A 14,748-nucleotide genomic window follows, 5' to 3' on the forward strand; every position below is an offset into this window, starting at 1 on the left:
TGGTCGCTGTATGGCAAGGATCAAGCCTGGCCGCGTTAGCCTGCAAAAAATACTTACATGTACAAGGACAGCACCATGACCGATGCCACCTCAGCGCGCCTGCGGCCCTTGGCAGACAGCTCCCCCTCGGCGGTGGTCGCCGGCTTCATCGCCATGCTTACGGGCTATACCAGCTCGCTGGTGCTGATGTTCCAGGCCGGCCAGGCGGCCGGGCTGACCACTGCGCAGATCTCCTCGTGGATCTGGGCGCTGTCGATCGGCATGGCGATCTGCAGCATCGGTTTGTCGCTGCGCTATCGCACACCGATCACCGTGGCCTGGTCGACCCCGGGCGCCGCGCTGTTGATCACCAGCCTCGGCGGCGTCAGCTACGGCGAGGCCATCGGCGCCTACATCACCTGCGCCGTGCTGGTGTTGATCTGCGGCCTGACCGGCAGCTTCGAGCGCCTGGTCAGGCGCATCCCGGCATCGCTGGCTTCGGCGTTGCTGGCAGGCATCCTGTTCAAGATCGGCAGCGAGATCTTCGTCGCCGCACAGCACCGTACCCTGCTGGTGCTGGGCATGTTCTTCAGCTATCTGCTGGTCAAGCGCCTGTCGCCGCGCTACTGCGTGCTGGCTGCGCTGGTGGTCGGTACGGCGTTATCGGGGGCGTTGGGCCTGCTCGACTTCAGCCACTTCAACCTGCAGGTGGCTACACCGGTGTGGACCACTCCAAGCTTCTCGCTGGCAGCAACCATCAGCATCGGTATCCCGCTGTTTGTGGTGGCGATGACCTCGCAGAACATGCCCGGCGTGGCCGTGCTGCGCGCCGACGGATACCAGGTGCCGGCCTCGCCGCTAATCACCGCCACCGGTTTCGCCTCACTGCTGCTGGCGCCGTTCGGCTCGCATGGGGTCAATCTGGCGGCCATCAGTGCGGCAATCTGCACCGGCCCGCATGCCCATGAAGACCCGAACAAGCGCTACACCGCGGCAGTCTGGTGCGGGATTTTCTACGGCATTGCCGGGGTATTTGGCGCGACCCTGGCCGCGCTGTTTGCCGCCCTGCCCAAAGAGCTGGTGCTGTCGATTGCGGCACTGGCGTTGTTTGGCTCGATCATGAACGGCCTGAACGTGGCCATGAGCGAGCCACGCGAGCGCGAGGCGGCGTTGATCACCTTCATGGTCACCGCCTCCGGGTTGAGCCTGTTCTCCATCGGCTCGGCGTTCTGGGGGATTGTTGCCGGGGTGATTACCCTGCTGATCCTCAACCCGCGCAGGGCTTGATACGGCCTGTCTTCTTGAATGCCGGTCAGCAATGCTGGGGCTGCTGCGCAGCCCTTCGCGGGCAAGCCCGCTCCCACAAGGTTCGCGGAGCCCTGCCGCTCTCGGGCAATGCAATACTCTGTGGGAGCGGGTTTACCCGCTAAAGGTCGCAAAGCGGCCCCGACGATCTCAAGCCATTCAGGAGAACCTACAAACGGAAATGCCCAACCATCCCCTTGAGCTCATCGCCCAACTGGGCCAGCTCGACACTGGAACGGGCATTGCCCTGCATCGCCAGCGCGGCCTGATCGGCGCTGCTGCGGATCTGCGTGACGCTGCGGCTGATCTCGTCACTGACCGAGCTCTGCTGCTCGGCGGCAGCGGCAATCTGCTGGTTCATCTGCTGGATCTGTGACACCGCCACCGCGATGCTGGCCAGGGCGCTTTCAGTCTGCAAGGTGTCGGCCACTGCCAGGCGCACCAGCTCGGTACTGCCACGGATCTGCGCCACCGACTGCTCGGCATTGCCGCGCAGGCTGGCGACCAAGCGCTCAATATGCTCGGTGGATTGTTGCGTACGCTTGGCCAACGCCCGCACCTCATCCGCGACTACCGCAAAACCGCGACCCTGCTCGCCCGCCCGCGCCGCCTCGATGGCGGCATTCAGCGCCAGCAGGTTGGTTTGCCCAGCAACGCTCTTGATCACTTCAAGCACATCGCCAATGGTATGAATCTCGGCACTCAAACTGTCGATGCCGGCGCTGGCCGCTTCTGCCGCCACGGCCAGCTGCTCGATGCGCTGCAGGCTCTGACGCACCACCTGCTGGCCCGAGTCGACCTTACCGTCGGCGGCTTCGGCCGCCTGCGCCGCCTGTTCGGCATTACGCGCGACATCGTGCACGGTCGCGCTCATCTGCTGCATGGCGGTGGCGACCTGCTCGGTCTCCTGCTGCTGGCTGCCAACTTCACGATTGGTCTGTTCGGTGACCGCCGACAACGACTGGGCGCTGCCGGCCAATTGCTCGATACCCTGTTGCAGGCCGCTGACAATGCCACTCAAGCCCGCCGCCATCTGCTGCATCGCCAGCAGCAGTTGGCCGACTTCATCGCGGCGCGGCGGCTCAGCCTCGCCGGCCAGGTCACCGGCGGCAATCCGCTGGGCGCGACCGATCACGCGCTGCAACGGGCCGACTATCGCCCGGGTGATCAACCAGGCCGCCAGCATGCCGACCAGCAGCGCCAGCGCGGTGGCAATGGCAATCGCCACGCCGTTGCGCTTGAGCTCGCTGTGCATGGCCTGCTCCTGGCTGGCGTAAGCCTGGTCGACCGCGCTGGTGGCCTGGTTGGCGCGCGCCTGCAACTGCGCCTTGATGCCCTGCTCTTGCGCAAGCAGGTCGGTGTATTCATTGAGCTTGTCGGCAAAGCTGGCGATATGCCCGGCGACCTCAGCGAGCACACCTTGATAGCCGCTGTCGGCAACTGCGCTTCTGAGTTGCTCGACCAGGCTGGCCGCCTCGACGGTCTGGGCGATGCGGCCACTGTTTACCTCCTCGCCTTTGCGGCTTTGCTCCAGGCGCACACGGGCCTCGTCCATCGCCTGCAGCATCAGGCGCGAGACGGCTGCCACCTGCGTGGCCTGATCGAGGAACTCGCTGCCTTGCTGGCCCTGGGATTGTTTCAGGGTGTAGGCGCCGTCATCAGCCAGGCCGGCCTGGAGCACGTCGAGGTTGTTGGCCACGCTTGAGACCGACCAACTGGCCGTGTCCAGCGCCAGCTCCTTGGCCTGCACCGCCTCGACAAATGCGTCGAACGCCTGGCCATAGGCGCTCAGATCCGCTTCGGTGGCGCTCAACTGGGGCACGCCGCGGGCTCGCTCAAGAAGATTTTGCAGGCCGTTGCGCAGTTTGTCGGCCTCCTCGCTGTCGGAACGCAAGGCAAAACCCTGCTCATGCTGGCGCAGGCGCAGCAGGTCGCTGTTGAACTGAGTCATCTGCCGCAGGCTGTCGAAGCGCTGGCTGACGCTGTACAGCGAAGCCACGCCAATCGCCGCCACCGCCAAGGTCAGCAGCAGCACCAGGGCAAAGCCCAGGCCGAGTTTGCGGGCCATGCCCAGGTTGGCCAGAACACCGTGCTTGCTCGCCGTCATTGCTCATCCCCCGGTTGCGAAGGCCAAGAGTGACAACGCCGCCAGCCCCCTCACAAGGGATTGACGCCACAATAGTGTCAAATAGCTATGTGATGTCGCCCAGAGCATGATCGAGGTCGCCTTTGGCCTCACCCGCCGCACGCAGGAACCCCTGGGCGCGCACGTCCTGAGCATAGGCGACGTTGATCCGCAGCCAGTCGCTGCTGCGCCCTTGATAATCGAACGCAGCACCCGGTGTGAGCAGCACCGAATGCGCCAGCGCCAGGCGCTCGAGGCTGGCAAAATCATGCCCGGGCGCCCGCACCCAGACGAACATGCCGCCATTGGGCTCGGCGAACACCTGCCAGCCATATGCCTCGAGCTGGGCCAACAGCCTGGCCCTGTGCTGACCCAGACGCACACGCAGGCGCTGGGTGCTCTTGCGATAACTGCCGTTGGCCAGCATCTGCGCCAGCACCTGCTCGGCAAACCGCGAAGTGCCGATGCCGCTGACCATCTTCAACTCGGCCAGGCGCGCGATCAACGCTGCATCGGCGACCACATAGCCGACCCGCAGCGAACTGCTCAAGGTCTTGGAAAAGCTCGCCAGATAGATTACCCGCTGCTCACTGTCGAGAGTCGCCAGCCGTGTCGCCGGGCCTTCCTGAAAGTCGGCATAGATGTCGTCTTCGATGATCCGCAGGTCATGCTCGCGGGCCAGTTCCAACAGGCGGTAGGCGACCTTGGGCGTGAGGCTGGTGCCGGTCGGGTTGTGATACAGGCTGTTGATGAACAGGCAGCGCGGCCGGTGCTCGACCAGCAGGCACTGCAGCGCGTCCAGATCCGGCCCAAGGACGGTACGCGGCACGGCAAGCATGTTTACCTGGTGGCTGCGCAGCAGGTTGAACAGGTTGTAGTACCCCGGGTTTTCCACCAGCACCGTATCGCCCGGACGCAGCAACGCGCGCACCAGCAGATCGAGCGCCTGACTGGCGCCGTGGCTGGTGACAATGCGCTCGGTGCCTGCGGCGATATCCAGCCGCTCCAGACGCTTGTGCAACTGCTCGCGCAGGCTGGCCAGGCCGAGCGGCGGCGCGTAGTCGAACAGGTCGGCCGGGTTGCCACGGCTGACCTGGCGAATGGCCTGGGCCAGTTCATCTGCGGCGCGCCAGGCCGACGGCAACCAGCCGCAGCCGAGCTTGAGCAGTGCCTCCTGGCCTTCATCGAACTGCCGCCACTTACCATCGACCGTCTCGCCCCACAGCGCTGCGTCCTGCTCAGGCAGCCCGGCCTTGCGCTCGGCGACGAAAAAGCCGGTGCCGTGGCGCGCCTCCAGCCAACCGCTGGCCACCAGCCGATCGTAGGCCTCGATCACACAGGCGGCGCTGACCCCGTGGGTTTTCGCCAAGGCCCGGATCGACGGCAGCCGCGCGCCCGGACGCAGGCGTTGCTGCTCGACCCACGCTTGCAGCTGGGTGGTGAGTTGCTGAACCAGCGACACGGCGCTGAGGCGATCGAGGGTGAGGTGCATAGATCAACTGTTCGCGATTTTTATGCGAACAGTTAAGCATAAATGGCTGCCCGCTGTGCCTTGTTGCGCGCCCACAGCAAGCGCAGCCTGCAGCCAGTACCCGTTCAATCAAGGACCTGCGTCAATGCGCGACCGCCACGCCCCCGCCCTGCTCGCCTTCGCCCTGTGCATCATCACCCTTGCAGTCAACCTGCAGGCGCCGCTCTACACCACCTATGCCGACCTCTCCGGGCTGGGCGCGACGGCTACCGCCGTGGCGTTTTCCGCCTATGTGCTGGGCGTGCTGCCGGTGCTGCTGGCTCTGGGCGGGCTTGCCGACCGGATTGGCCGGCGGCCGATGATCATCGCCGCGTTGAGCTTGTCGATCATTGCCACCCTACTCGCGCTCAGCCTACCCAGCCTGTACAGCATTGGTGTCGCGCGGCTGCTGCTGGGTATCGGCACCGGCCTCGCCTCGGCTACCGCTACGGTGTACATGAGCGAACTGCTGCCTGCCGAGCGCAGCAGCAACGCCGCCAGTTGGGTCACTGCCAGCACCTCACTGGGCTTCGGCCTGGGCGCTGCGCTGACCAGCCTGTGCCTGCTACGCGGGCCCAGCCTGAGCCCGGCCAGCTTTTATCTGCACCTGCTGCTGGCCGCGCTCGCGCTGATACTGGTCTGGCGCCTGCCGGAGCCACGCCAGGCAGCACGCGCGGCCATGCTGCGCCTGCCTTGCTACCCGCCCGGCAGCCTGGTGTATGGCTGCGCCATTCTGCTCGCCTGGGCCTGCGTCGGGCTGGTCACCGGGCTGCTGCCGGCAGTACTGCGTCAGCATGATTTGAGCGCCTGGTCAGGGTTTTCCACGTTCTGCGTGATCAGCTGCGGTGTGCTGTTTCAGCCCTTGGCCAAGCGCCTGCCAAGTGCCACGGCGGTGCTGCTCGGGCTGGTCATCCTGCCCTGCAGCTATGCGCTGCTGGCCTGGGGCGCAGAACGCGGCGCGCTGCTGGCGGTGCTGCTCGGCGCCGTCGCGGCCAGCAGCGCCTGCTACGGCTTTATCTACCTGGGCGGGCTGGCCGCGGTGAATGAACTGGCCAGCGAAGAAAAGACCCGCGCCACTGCTGGGTTCTTTTTGTTGGCCTATGTCGGCTTCAGTTTGCCGGTGATCGTTACCGGCTTGATCGGCGACTGGCTGGGCATGCGCATGGCGTTGATGCTGTTCGGCATGGCATTGCTGGCGGGCAGTGTCGCTATCGCCGTCGCGCTGGCTCGGCAACACAGCCATCGTCTTGGATCCAAAAAAGAGCACAGTGCCTATAGGACAAATCTGAAAGAAATGTGAAAATAGTGTGAATGTTTGTAAAACCGATCTATTCAGCAAGGATGCAGTGTGTCACCGGACCCAAGTACCTGGCCAAAAGAGTACCCCTACACTCTCAAGCATCGCCGGACCACGCTGCACTTCCAGACGCCACTGGCAGAGCACACCCGTACGGCCCTTGAACGCCTGGTCGAGCGCGCCCGCGTGCCCGGCGCCAAGCGCATCAGTGCACCGCTGGACTGTGAGCGCAGCCAGCTGTTCGCCAAGCGCGAACAGCTCGACAGCCTGAAGAAAAAGTGGCGTGTGCAGCGCGGCGCGGCGCGCAGTGATGGCACCTACGACTGGGCCGTCGAAGAAATCATCAATACCTACAAAGCCCATCAACGCGGCGCCCCGGTGCCCGAGTTGGTGGGCTTTGGCTACACCCGCTCCCGGCTTGGGCTGGTGCAGGACCTGTTCGTAATCACCCGCCTGCTGCAGGGCTACAGCGATGGCCTCAGCGTGCTGCAGCAAGACCCCAGCAGCGTCTACCGCGTGCTCGATGCCTCGACCGAACTGATGTTCAGCCTGCACAAGCAAGGCATCACCCACATGGACCTGTGGGCCGGCAACGTCATGCTCTGCGACAGCCAGGCAGGCGCGCCGGTAGCAATTGATCTGGAAAACAGCTTCTTCGTACCCAGTGCATTCGCCAGTGAAACCCTCGGCTTCCAGTTTGCTTTTCTCTACCTGCGGGAAATCTACCGTTACATCACCGAAGCCAAGTACGACGCGTGGGTGGACATTGCGCTGAACAACTTCGCCCCGGAGATTGATAAGGCCGCCTTCCGCCGGGTTTATGAATACGCCAAGCATGAGCACATCGGGCGCCTGGATCGTCGCGAGATCTTCCTTACAGGCCAGGTGGCCGGCTGCTGAGCAGCGTTTTCAGACTTGTTTGTCGGAGCACTCCATGCGTCACCTCAAGCACCTGACTAGCGCTTTCACGCGCCAGCGTATTCAGGGCAACACCTTTCATCTCGATCCGAGTCAGAGCCAACCACTGGCCTCTGCGATCACGGCGTTTCTGGCAGCGCCCGAGCAACACCAGACGCTCGATATCCCCGAAGCCACCCGCGGCGTTTACCTGCTGCACGGCGAACGCAAATGGGTGCTCAAGCACAACCGCCTGCAGCACTGGAAAAAGCGCCTGCAAAACTATCTGGGCCTGAAAAAGAGCTACGGCCTGCACGACCTGACCAACGAGTTCATCAACCTCTCGGTGGCTGGCAGCAAGTCGCAACTGGTGCCCAGGGTTGCCGCCTTTGGTTACCAGGCGCGCTTCCCATTCCTGCGCGACGAGTACCTGCTGATCGAGTTTCTCGACGACCACAGCAACGTCGATGAGCGCCTCAGCGCCCACCCCGATACAGCGGCAACATTGCTGCCGCAGGTGTTCGCGCTGTTCAGCCAGATGCTTGCCGATGGCTTCGTGCACATGGACCCGCACCCGAAGAACATCCTCATCAGCCCGAGCGGCGAGCTGCGCCTGATCGATTTCGAGTGCTGCGCGCATACGGTGATCGACCCGGACTTCAGCCTGGGCTTTCTGATGGGCTACTTCTATCACTTCTGGATCAAGCGTTTTGTCGCACTGGACGACTACCGCGCGTACAGCGAGGCGTACCTCGCAGCCACTCAACCGCACTTGGACAGAGCGGTATTCGAGCCCGTGTTCGAACGCTTTCTGACTGACAAGGTCTCTCGTACCACGCGCTATTCGATCCTCACCAGCGCGCCCGCACAACTGGCATTCAAGGCCAGCCTGCGCGGTTGAGCCACGCGCACAGGTTGCAGCGGGGCCGATACCGGCCATCACCCTGATGGATCATCGGCCATTCGCCCCGCGCACAAGCCTTGCCAGCGGCTGTCCGTACCTCTATCAAAGGCAGTGTCCATTTTTCAGTGAGAGCCCCCATGACCCAGACCAACCGCCGCTTCCTGCTCGCCAAACGCCCTGTCGGCGCCGTCACCCGCGAAGACTTCAGCTTTGAGCAAGGGCCCGCCGCCGAGCCTGCCGAGGGTCAGATCCAGGTCCGCAACCTGTACCTCTCGCTCGACCCGGCCATGCGCGGCTGGATGAACGAAGGCAAGTCCTACATCCCGCCAGTGGGCCTGGGCCAGGTCATGCGCGCCCTCGGCGTCGGCGAGGTAACTGCCTCCAAACACCCTGACTTCAAGCCCGGCGACCACGTCAGCGGCGCCCTTGGCATCCAGGACTACTTCACCGGCGAGCCGCAGGGCCTGCACAAGATCGACCCCAATCTCGCACCCCTGCCCCGTTACCTGTCGGCACTGGGCATGACCGGCATGACCGCCTACTTCGCCCTGCTCGACGTCGGCCAACCGAAAGAAGGCGAAACCGTAGTCATCTCCGGCGCTGCCGGCGCGGTTGGCAGCATCGCCGGCCAGATCGCCAAGCTCAAAGGCTGCCGTGTAGTCGGCATCGCCGGTGGCAAGGACAAGTGCCAATACCTGCAGGATGAACTCGGTTTTGACGGTGTCATCGACTACAAGGCCGAAGACGTGCTGGCCGGTCTCAAGCGTGAATGCCCGAAAGGTGTCGACGTGTACTTCGACAACGTCGGCGGTGACATCCTCGATGCCGTGCTCAGCCGCCTGAACTTCAAGGCCCGCGTGGTCATCTGCGGCGCTATCAGCCAGTACAACAACAAGGAGGCGGTCAAAGGCCCGGCCAACTACCTGTCGTTGCTGGTCAACCGTGCGCGGATGGAAGGCTTTGTGGTGATGGACCACGCCAAGGAGTATGGCAAGGCCGCACAAGAGATCGCCGGCTGGATGGCCAGCGGCAAGCTCAAGAGCAAAGAGCATGTGGTCGAGGGGCTGGAGACCTTCCCGGAAACCCTGCTCAAGCTGTTCAACGGCGAGAACTTCGGCAAGTTGGTGTTGAAGGTCTGATCAAGTAGCCACTGTATGGCGGGCGAAGCGCCTTTGGGCGTTACCCCGCCATCAGCTGCTGCTGGGGATGCTCAGCGCTGAGCGACCTTGGCCTGGCACCACCTTTGCGGAAAACCATCGAATGCGCTTGCTCGACAGTGATCTTTGGGATCACCGAAGCCGGGATGCGTGACGCTGCAGACAGGTTGAACACGGCAAAACGCTCGTCCACCACCCGCTCGGCCATCAGCTTGAGCGACGGCAATACCCGCCCTTCATAATGCTGATCAAGCCCACAGGGCGACTTGGCAGAATCGGCTGTTTCATAGAAGCGTCCAGCGGCCTGGTTCAAGTCCACCCCGACCAGGAATACCTTGCTGAAGCCCAGATGATAAGCGAGCTGCAACGCCGCATATGCCACTGTGCGCGCATCGAAAAAGCCTTCACTGAGGTCCTTGCTGAAACCGATCGAGCGTGCACGCGCATTCCAGGCAAAACGAGGGCGCACGCACGCGGACTGGCCTTGCGACATAGACTGTTTCAAGGAAAATCCGGCGGCTTTCTGCAGCGGATACAGTTTGGCAGAGCAAGTACCGGCCACCTCGGCGATCTGCTCCGTCCACAAGGCTACATGCTGGCTGCTGCTCAACGCCTGGGCGAATAACTCGGGCTGCTGCTTGGGGAAGCTGGTGTCGGTGCAGATATAGAAGAACGGCTTGATCGCCGTGTCGGTGAACATCGAGATGGCGCCGTTCATGGTGATTACCGGCACACCGGCGAAGCGCTCCAGCGGGAAGTCCTTGGCGGAGCTGCCCGAGGCCATGATGATGACCGAGCCCTTGGCGATGTTGCGCACATCAGCAAAGTCACCAATGACTGGCTTAGAAGTCTCAGTACCGCCCGATGTATCCGCCAAAGTGTCTGCCTCAATCCGGATTTTCGGATAATTCTGACAGAAAAAACGGCACGGAGTTCAGGCGCTGGTCGTAGTTCCCCCCGGAGACTATGAAATAAAACTCACCTACCGGGGGGCTGTGCAGGGCTTTATTCAGCCGCGAATGTCGGCAACAACTGCCGCAAGTGCCTGGGCGGGATCGGCCGCTTGGCTGATCGGGCGACCAATAACGAGGTAATCAGACCCAGCATCCAGTGCCTGGCGCGGGGTGAGAATACGGCGCTGGTCATCTTGTGCACTGCCAGCAGGACGAATCCCCGGGGTGACCAGTTGCAGCGACGGATGGGCCGCTTTCAGTGCAGTGGCCTCCAGCGCCGAGCAGACCAGCCCGTCCATACCGGCTTTCTCTGCCAATGCCGCCAGACGCAGCACTTGCTCCTGTGGCTCGATATCCAGACCAATACCGGCCAGGTCCTCACGTTCCATGCTGGTCAGCACGGTCACACCGATCAGCAACGGCTGCGGCCCACCACGCTTGTCCAGCACATCGCGGCACGCCGCCATCATGCGCAGGCCGCCTGAGCAGTGCACGTTGACCATCCACACGCCCATCTCGGCGGCGGCCTTCACCGCCATCGCCGTGGTGTTGGGGATGTCGTGGAACTTGAGGTCCAGGAACACTTCAAAACCCTTCGCGCAGAGGGTCTCGACAATCCCCGAGGCGCTGCTGGTGAACAGCTCCTTGCCGACCTTGACCCGGCACAGCGCCGGATCGAGCTGGTCAGCCAGCGTCAGAGCGGCCTCGCGGGTAGGGTAATCCAGGGCGACGATCAGGGGCGTCTGGCAGACGGACATGGTCAGGGTCTCTTGGCAAGTCGAAATCGGCGCGCATTGTAAACGATGTGGGACGTGGATTGGGGGCCGCGGATCAGCAGAATTGGCCCAGGCGGTGGCGAGTCCTATAATTGAACCAACGCACGCGGGTTTTGCTCAAAATTGATAGACGCGGTGCTGACCCCGCCTTTAGGAGAACGACAATGCCTTGGTATGCTTGGCTGATATTGATAGTCGCCATTGGCTCGATCGTAGGTGGGCTGATGATGTTGCGCGATACCGCGAAGAAAGTGGACTTGACTGAGGAGCAGTTGAGGAAGGTGCATGAACGCAATGCCCAGGCGGATGCCAAGGATGCACAAGATCGATAGCCCACCCCGGCGAGTTCAAGTACTTGCAGATTAGCGCTTTATCAAAATCAGGGCTGGCCCACCGAGGTGCCCAGCCCCAACCTCTGCTCCCCTTATTCCACCATCAATTTGTCGCGATTGCGCTCTAGCAGTGCATTGCCGATGCCCTTGATCTCCAGCAGCTCATCCACCGAGGTGAACGGCCCATTGGCTTCGCGGTAGGCGACAATGGCTTCGGCCTTGGATTTGCCGATTCCGCTGAGTGCCTGTTGCAGCGTTGCGGCGTCGGCAGTGTTCAAATTCAACATCGATTGCTCAGATCGCATTTCTCTGACCATCGGCATTGACTCGGGGGCCGGGCTGGCGGGGGCTGCGGAAAGCGAGAAGGACAGACTGGCGAAGAGCGGCAAGAGTAGGTAGGTAAGGACGGTATTGCGCATTTTCGAAACTCCTTGGGCTGAACTGGATGGGCAGCGTTCCATTGGCTGCGCAATAACCCTAGCGACAGTTCACACTTCCAAGAAGAGCTGAGCCCGGCTAAGTCATTACTAGAAAAAACAGTAATCAACACAATTCCCGCACCCCATTGGGGATAGCGAACTGCCACCCCCCAGGTCAAACTTGATGAATTCGTTAAACTTTCCATCAGGCGGCGGATAAATTCCCGTTTAACTGCGGGCTCATTCAGACAAAACCCTGTTGCTTTTCCTGCGCACCACGCCGATCAAGGCTCGCAGCCGTTCGTCGCATTGCTGGGATAAATCTACCGTGCCGGCATGATGTCCCAATGATGCCATTCAATCGAATTCGCGCTACTTATGTGCACTCAAACAGTCAAATATTTCGATACTACAGGCCTAAATGACGGGCTCATGGGAAAAAACCATGCCAAAGGGATGTTATTATGATCGCTAAATGTTAAATTCGTTCCTATCAAGACGCTGCCAGCGTAGGAAGGATCCGACATAAAATGAAACATTTTTCACACTCTCCTCTGGAGCAACTCTATGTCGTGAGCTTGCGCCCAGCCAGGCCACACCCCCCGGCCGCCTTCCGCAGTACCTGAAATCCTTCCAACACACCTGACCTGTCCTCACTCATCGCATAGAAGAACGTCGCCGTGCCTCTCAAGACTCTTACCGTTTTTGGAACCCGCCCCGAGGCCATCAAGATGGCACCTCTGGTACTCAGCCTTTCCCAGGACGACCGTTTCGAGTCGCGCGTCTGCGTAACTGGTCAACACCGCCAGATGCTCGACCAAGTGCTTGAGCTGTTCGACATCACCCCCGACCACGACTTGAACATCATGAAGCCAGGCCAGGACCTGACCGATGTGACCACCGCGATCCTGCAGGGGCTGAAGCCCGTGCTGGCGGAGTTCAAGCCCGATGTGGTGCTGGTGCACGGAGACACGGCGACCACCTTGGCCACCAGCCTGGCCGCGTATTACCAGCAGATTCCGATCGCTCACGTCGAAGCTGGCCTGCGTACCAACAACCTCTACTCGCCGTGGCCAGAAGAGGCCAACCGTCGCCTGACCGGCACCTTGGCGGCCCTGCACTTCGCGCCCACCACGACCTCCCGAGACAATTTGCTCAAGGAAGGCACCAACGCCGCACAGATCCATACCACGGGTAACACGGTGATCGATGCGCTGCTGGAAGTGGTGCGCAAGCTGGAGAGCCCGGAGCTGAACGCGAAGTTCGCCCGCCAGTTCGAGTTCCTCGCCCCGGAACGGCGCATGGTGCTGGTCACTGGCCACCGCCGCGAGAACTTCGGTGACGGCTTTGAACGCATTTGCCAGGCCCTGGCCCAGACCGCCCGCGAGTTTCCGGACGTCGATGTGGTCTATCCGGTGCACCTCAATCCCAACGTTCGCGAGCCGGTCAATCGCCTGCTGGCCGGGATAGACAACGTGTACTTGATCGAACCGCTGGACTACCTGCCGTTCGTCTACCTGATGAGCCGCTCCTACCTGATCCTCACCGACTCCGGTGGCATTCAGGAAGAGGCTCCAGCCTTGGGCAAGCCGGTGCTGGTCATGCGCGACACCACCGAGCGCCCAGAAGCTGTAGCGGCTGGCACCGTCAAGCTGGTTGGCACCGAAGTTGAATCGATCACCCAGCACCTGGCTCAGTTGCTCAGCGATGAGGCCACGTACCGCGACATGAGCTTCGCCCACAACCCCTATGGAGACGGAAACGCCTGCGCGCGAATCCTCGATGCCCTTTCTGTATTTGCAAAGTCCGAGGACGCAGCATGAGCTTCAACAAGATTTCGGTCGTAGGCCTGGGCTATATCGGCCTGCCTACCGCAGCAGTATTCGCCGGCCGCAAGAAGCACGTGATCGGCATCGACATCAACCAGCATGCGGTCGACACCATCAACCGCGGCGAAATCCACATTGTCGAGCCTGAGCTGGACATGCTGGTTCACGCCGCAGTGACCGAGGGCTACCTGCGTGCCTCCACCGTACCGGAAGCCGCCGACGCCTTTTTGATTGCGGTACCAACGCCGTTCATGGACGATCACCAACCGGACCTGAGCTACATCGAGTCGGCGAGTGAAGCCATCGCGCCGGTATTGCAGAAAGGTAACCTGGTCATCCTCGAGTCCACCTCCCCAGTCGGCGCCACCGAGCAGATGGCGTTCTGGTTGGAGAAGGCACGACCGGACCTGACCTTCCCGCAGACCCACGGTGAAGCGTCCGATATCCGCATCGCTCATTGCCCTGAGCGCGTCCTGCCGGGTCATGTGTTGCGTGAGCTTGTCGAGAATGACCGGATCATCGGCGGCATGACCAAGAAGTGCTCGGAGGCGGCCGTACGGCTCTACCGCACCTTCGTCGAGGGCGAGTGCATTATCACCAATGCGCGCACCGCTGAAATGTGCAAGCTGACTGAGAACAGCTTCCGTGACGTCAACATCGCGTTCGCCAACGAACTGTCGATGATTTGCGACAAGCTGAACATCGACGTCTGGGAGCTGATCCGCCTGGCCAACCACCACCCGCGCGTCAACATTCTCCAGCCGGGCCCTGGCGTCGGCGGCCACTGCATCGCCGTCGACCCATGGTTCATCGTTAGCCAGACGCCAGAGCAAGCGCGCCTGATCCGCACCGCGCGGGTGGTCAACGACAGCAAGCCGGAATGGGTGATCAACAAGGTCAAGATGGCGCTGGCGAACTTCCTCATCAAGAACCAGAGCAAGTCGGCGCAGCAGGTCAAGATCGCCTGCTACGGCCTGGCGTTCAAGCCCGATATCGATGACCTTCGCGAAAGCCCGGCACTCAGCATCGCGCAGCGCCTGGGTAACGAGCTGGAATGCACCCTGCAGCTGGTCGAGCCGAACATCGAGCAGTTGCCAGAAACGCTGGCGCGCCATGAGCACGTGGACTTCGAGTACGCGCAGGACAGCGCGGACATTCACGTATTGCTGGTCAAGCATCGCGAGTTCCGTGGTGCATTCAACGTGCGCGATGCTGCGTTCGTCATCGACGCTGCAGGCGTCAACCAGGCTTGATGGAACAAACCG

Annotated in this window: 13 protein-coding genes and 1 pseudogene; 8 read left to right on the top strand and 6 right to left on the bottom strand. The window is 62.1% G+C overall.

Going from position 1 to position 14,748, the window contains the following annotated elements:
• Positions 1-75 precede the first annotated feature (75 nt).
• Positions 76-1,266 (top strand): benzoate/H(+) symporter BenE family transporter, encoded by a 1,191-nt coding sequence (locus CXQ80_RS17220; protein ID WP_101323084.1) that lies wholly within the window; start codon positions 76-78, stop codon positions 1,264-1,266.
• A gap of 187 nt (positions 1,267-1,453) precedes the next feature.
• Here the strand turns inward: CXQ80_RS17220 and CXQ80_RS25375 are convergent, their stop codons facing one another.
• The 3 genes and pseudogenes from CXQ80_RS25375 to CXQ80_RS17230 all read right to left on the bottom strand — a co-directional run bounded on the left by CXQ80_RS25375 (position 1,454) and on the right by CXQ80_RS17230 (position 4,901).
• Positions 1,454-2,326 carry a methyl-accepting chemotaxis protein gene (locus CXQ80_RS25375; RefSeq protein WP_371918944.1) on the bottom strand — a complete coding sequence of 291 codons (873 nt, stop codon included), beginning with the start codon at positions 2,324-2,326 and terminating at the stop codon, positions 1,454-1,456.
• Positions 2,315-3,391: pseudogene (locus CXQ80_RS25380) on the bottom strand (HAMP domain-containing protein); the annotation flags it as partial. The pseudogene CXQ80_RS25380 and the gene CXQ80_RS25375, both read right to left, overlap by 12 nt.
• 85 nt (positions 3,392-3,476) lie before the next feature.
• Entirely contained in the window at positions 3,477-4,901 is a 1,425-nt protein-coding gene (locus CXQ80_RS17230; protein ID WP_101321606.1) for a PLP-dependent aminotransferase family protein, read from the bottom strand.
• A gap of 124 nt (positions 4,902-5,025) precedes the next feature.
• Between CXQ80_RS17230 and CXQ80_RS17235 the strand changes: the two genes are divergently transcribed.
• The 4 genes from CXQ80_RS17235 to CXQ80_RS17250 all read left to right on the top strand — a co-directional run bounded on the left by CXQ80_RS17235 (position 5,026) and on the right by CXQ80_RS17250 (position 9,156).
• Complete coding sequence (locus tag CXQ80_RS17235; protein WP_101321607.1) at positions 5,026-6,219, top strand: MFS transporter; 1,194 nt, start codon at positions 5,026-5,028, stop codon at positions 6,217-6,219.
• A gap of 48 nt (positions 6,220-6,267) precedes the next feature.
• Entirely contained in the window at positions 6,268-7,116 is an 849-nt protein-coding gene (locus CXQ80_RS17240; protein ID WP_101321608.1) for a lipopolysaccharide kinase InaA family protein, read from the top strand.
• Positions 7,117-7,150: 34 nt separating this feature from the next.
• On the top strand, positions 7,151-8,014 hold the full coding sequence (locus CXQ80_RS17245; protein WP_101321609.1) for an AarF/UbiB family protein: 864 nt from the start codon (positions 7,151-7,153) through the stop codon (positions 8,012-8,014).
• Between the two features lie 140 nt (positions 8,015-8,154).
• On the top strand, positions 8,155-9,156 hold the full coding sequence (locus CXQ80_RS17250; RefSeq protein ID WP_101321610.1) for an NADP-dependent oxidoreductase: 1,002 nt from the start codon (positions 8,155-8,157) through the stop codon (positions 9,154-9,156).
• A gap of 40 nt (positions 9,157-9,196) precedes the next feature.
• Here the strand turns inward: CXQ80_RS17250 and CXQ80_RS17255 are convergent, their stop codons facing one another.
• On the bottom strand, positions 9,197-9,958 hold the full coding sequence (locus CXQ80_RS17255; RefSeq protein ID WP_371918945.1) for a lipopolysaccharide biosynthesis protein: 762 nt from the start codon (positions 9,956-9,958) through the stop codon (positions 9,197-9,199).
• A gap of 225 nt (positions 9,959-10,183) precedes the next feature.
• The gene (gene pyrF / locus CXQ80_RS17260) at positions 10,184-10,885 is read right to left on the bottom strand and encodes an orotidine-5'-phosphate decarboxylase (protein ID WP_101321611.1); all 702 of its coding nucleotides are present in this window, start codon (positions 10,883-10,885) and stop codon (positions 10,184-10,186) included.
• Between the two features lie 182 nt (positions 10,886-11,067).
• Here pyrF and CXQ80_RS17265 point away from each other — a divergent pair, with 182 nt between their 5' ends.
• Positions 11,068-11,235, top strand: a complete 168-nt coding sequence (locus tag CXQ80_RS17265) for a DUF2897 family protein (RefSeq protein WP_101321612.1) — start codon at positions 11,068-11,070, stop codon at positions 11,233-11,235.
• 92 nt (positions 11,236-11,327) lie between these two features.
• Here the strand turns inward: CXQ80_RS17265 and CXQ80_RS17270 are convergent, their stop codons facing one another.
• A complete protein-coding gene (locus CXQ80_RS17270; RefSeq protein WP_101321613.1) occupies positions 11,328-11,654 on the bottom strand; it encodes a ComEA family DNA-binding protein in 327 nt (108 codons plus the stop codon).
• A 680-nt stretch (positions 11,655-12,334) separates the two neighbouring features.
• On the opposite strand from CXQ80_RS17270, the gene wecB reads away from it, so the two are divergent.
• Both wecB and wecC read left to right on the top strand, forming a co-directional pair.
• Positions 12,335-13,477, top strand: coding sequence for a non-hydrolyzing UDP-N-acetylglucosamine 2-epimerase (wecB, locus tag CXQ80_RS17275; protein ID WP_101321614.1), 1,143 nt, complete (start codon positions 12,335-12,337; stop codon positions 13,475-13,477).
• Complete coding sequence (gene wecC, locus CXQ80_RS17280) at positions 13,474-14,736, top strand: UDP-N-acetyl-D-mannosamine dehydrogenase (RefSeq protein ID WP_101321615.1); 1,263 nt, start codon at positions 13,474-13,476, stop codon at positions 14,734-14,736. The genes wecB and wecC overlap by 4 nt, the downstream gene beginning before the upstream one ends.
• The last annotated feature ends 12 nt before the right edge of the window (positions 14,737-14,748 follow it).

Origin of the sequence: Pseudomonas sp. 02C 26, from assembly GCF_002843585.1 — a bacterium.
Lineage (GTDB): Bacteria > Pseudomonadota > Gammaproteobacteria > Pseudomonadales > Pseudomonadaceae > Aquipseudomonas > Aquipseudomonas shirazensis.

Coding starts and splice junctions, on each gene's coding strand:
- CXQ80_RS17255 (WP_371918945.1), bottom strand. CDS start 9,958: ATGGCCTCGGGCAGCTCCGCCAAGGACTTCCCGCTGGAGCGCTTCGCC.
- CXQ80_RS17235 (WP_101321607.1), top strand. CDS start 5,026: ATGCGCGACCGCCACGCCCCCGCCCTGCTCGCCTTCGCCCTGTGCATC.
- CXQ80_RS17265 (WP_101321612.1), top strand. CDS start 11,068: ATGCCTTGGTATGCTTGGCTGATATTGATAGTCGCCATTGGCTCGATC.
- CXQ80_RS17220 (WP_101323084.1), top strand. CDS start 76: ATGACCGATGCCACCTCAGCGCGCCTGCGGCCCTTGGCAGACAGCTCC.
- wecC (WP_101321615.1), top strand. CDS start 13,474: ATGAGCTTCAACAAGATTTCGGTCGTAGGCCTGGGCTATATCGGCCTG.
- CXQ80_RS17250 (WP_101321610.1), top strand. CDS start 8,155: ATGACCCAGACCAACCGCCGCTTCCTGCTCGCCAAACGCCCTGTCGGC.
- CXQ80_RS17245 (WP_101321609.1), top strand. CDS start 7,151: ATGCGTCACCTCAAGCACCTGACTAGCGCTTTCACGCGCCAGCGTATT.
- CXQ80_RS17270 (WP_101321613.1), bottom strand. CDS start 11,654: ATGCGCAATACCGTCCTTACCTACCTACTCTTGCCGCTCTTCGCCAGT.
- CXQ80_RS17230 (WP_101321606.1), bottom strand. CDS start 4,901: ATGCACCTCACCCTCGATCGCCTCAGCGCCGTGTCGCTGGTTCAGCAA.
- pyrF (WP_101321611.1), bottom strand. CDS start 10,885: ATGTCCGTCTGCCAGACGCCCCTGATCGTCGCCCTGGATTACCCTACC.
- CXQ80_RS25375 (WP_371918944.1), bottom strand. CDS start 2,326: ATGCAGCAGATGGCGGCGGGCTTGAGTGGCATTGTCAGCGGCCTGCAA.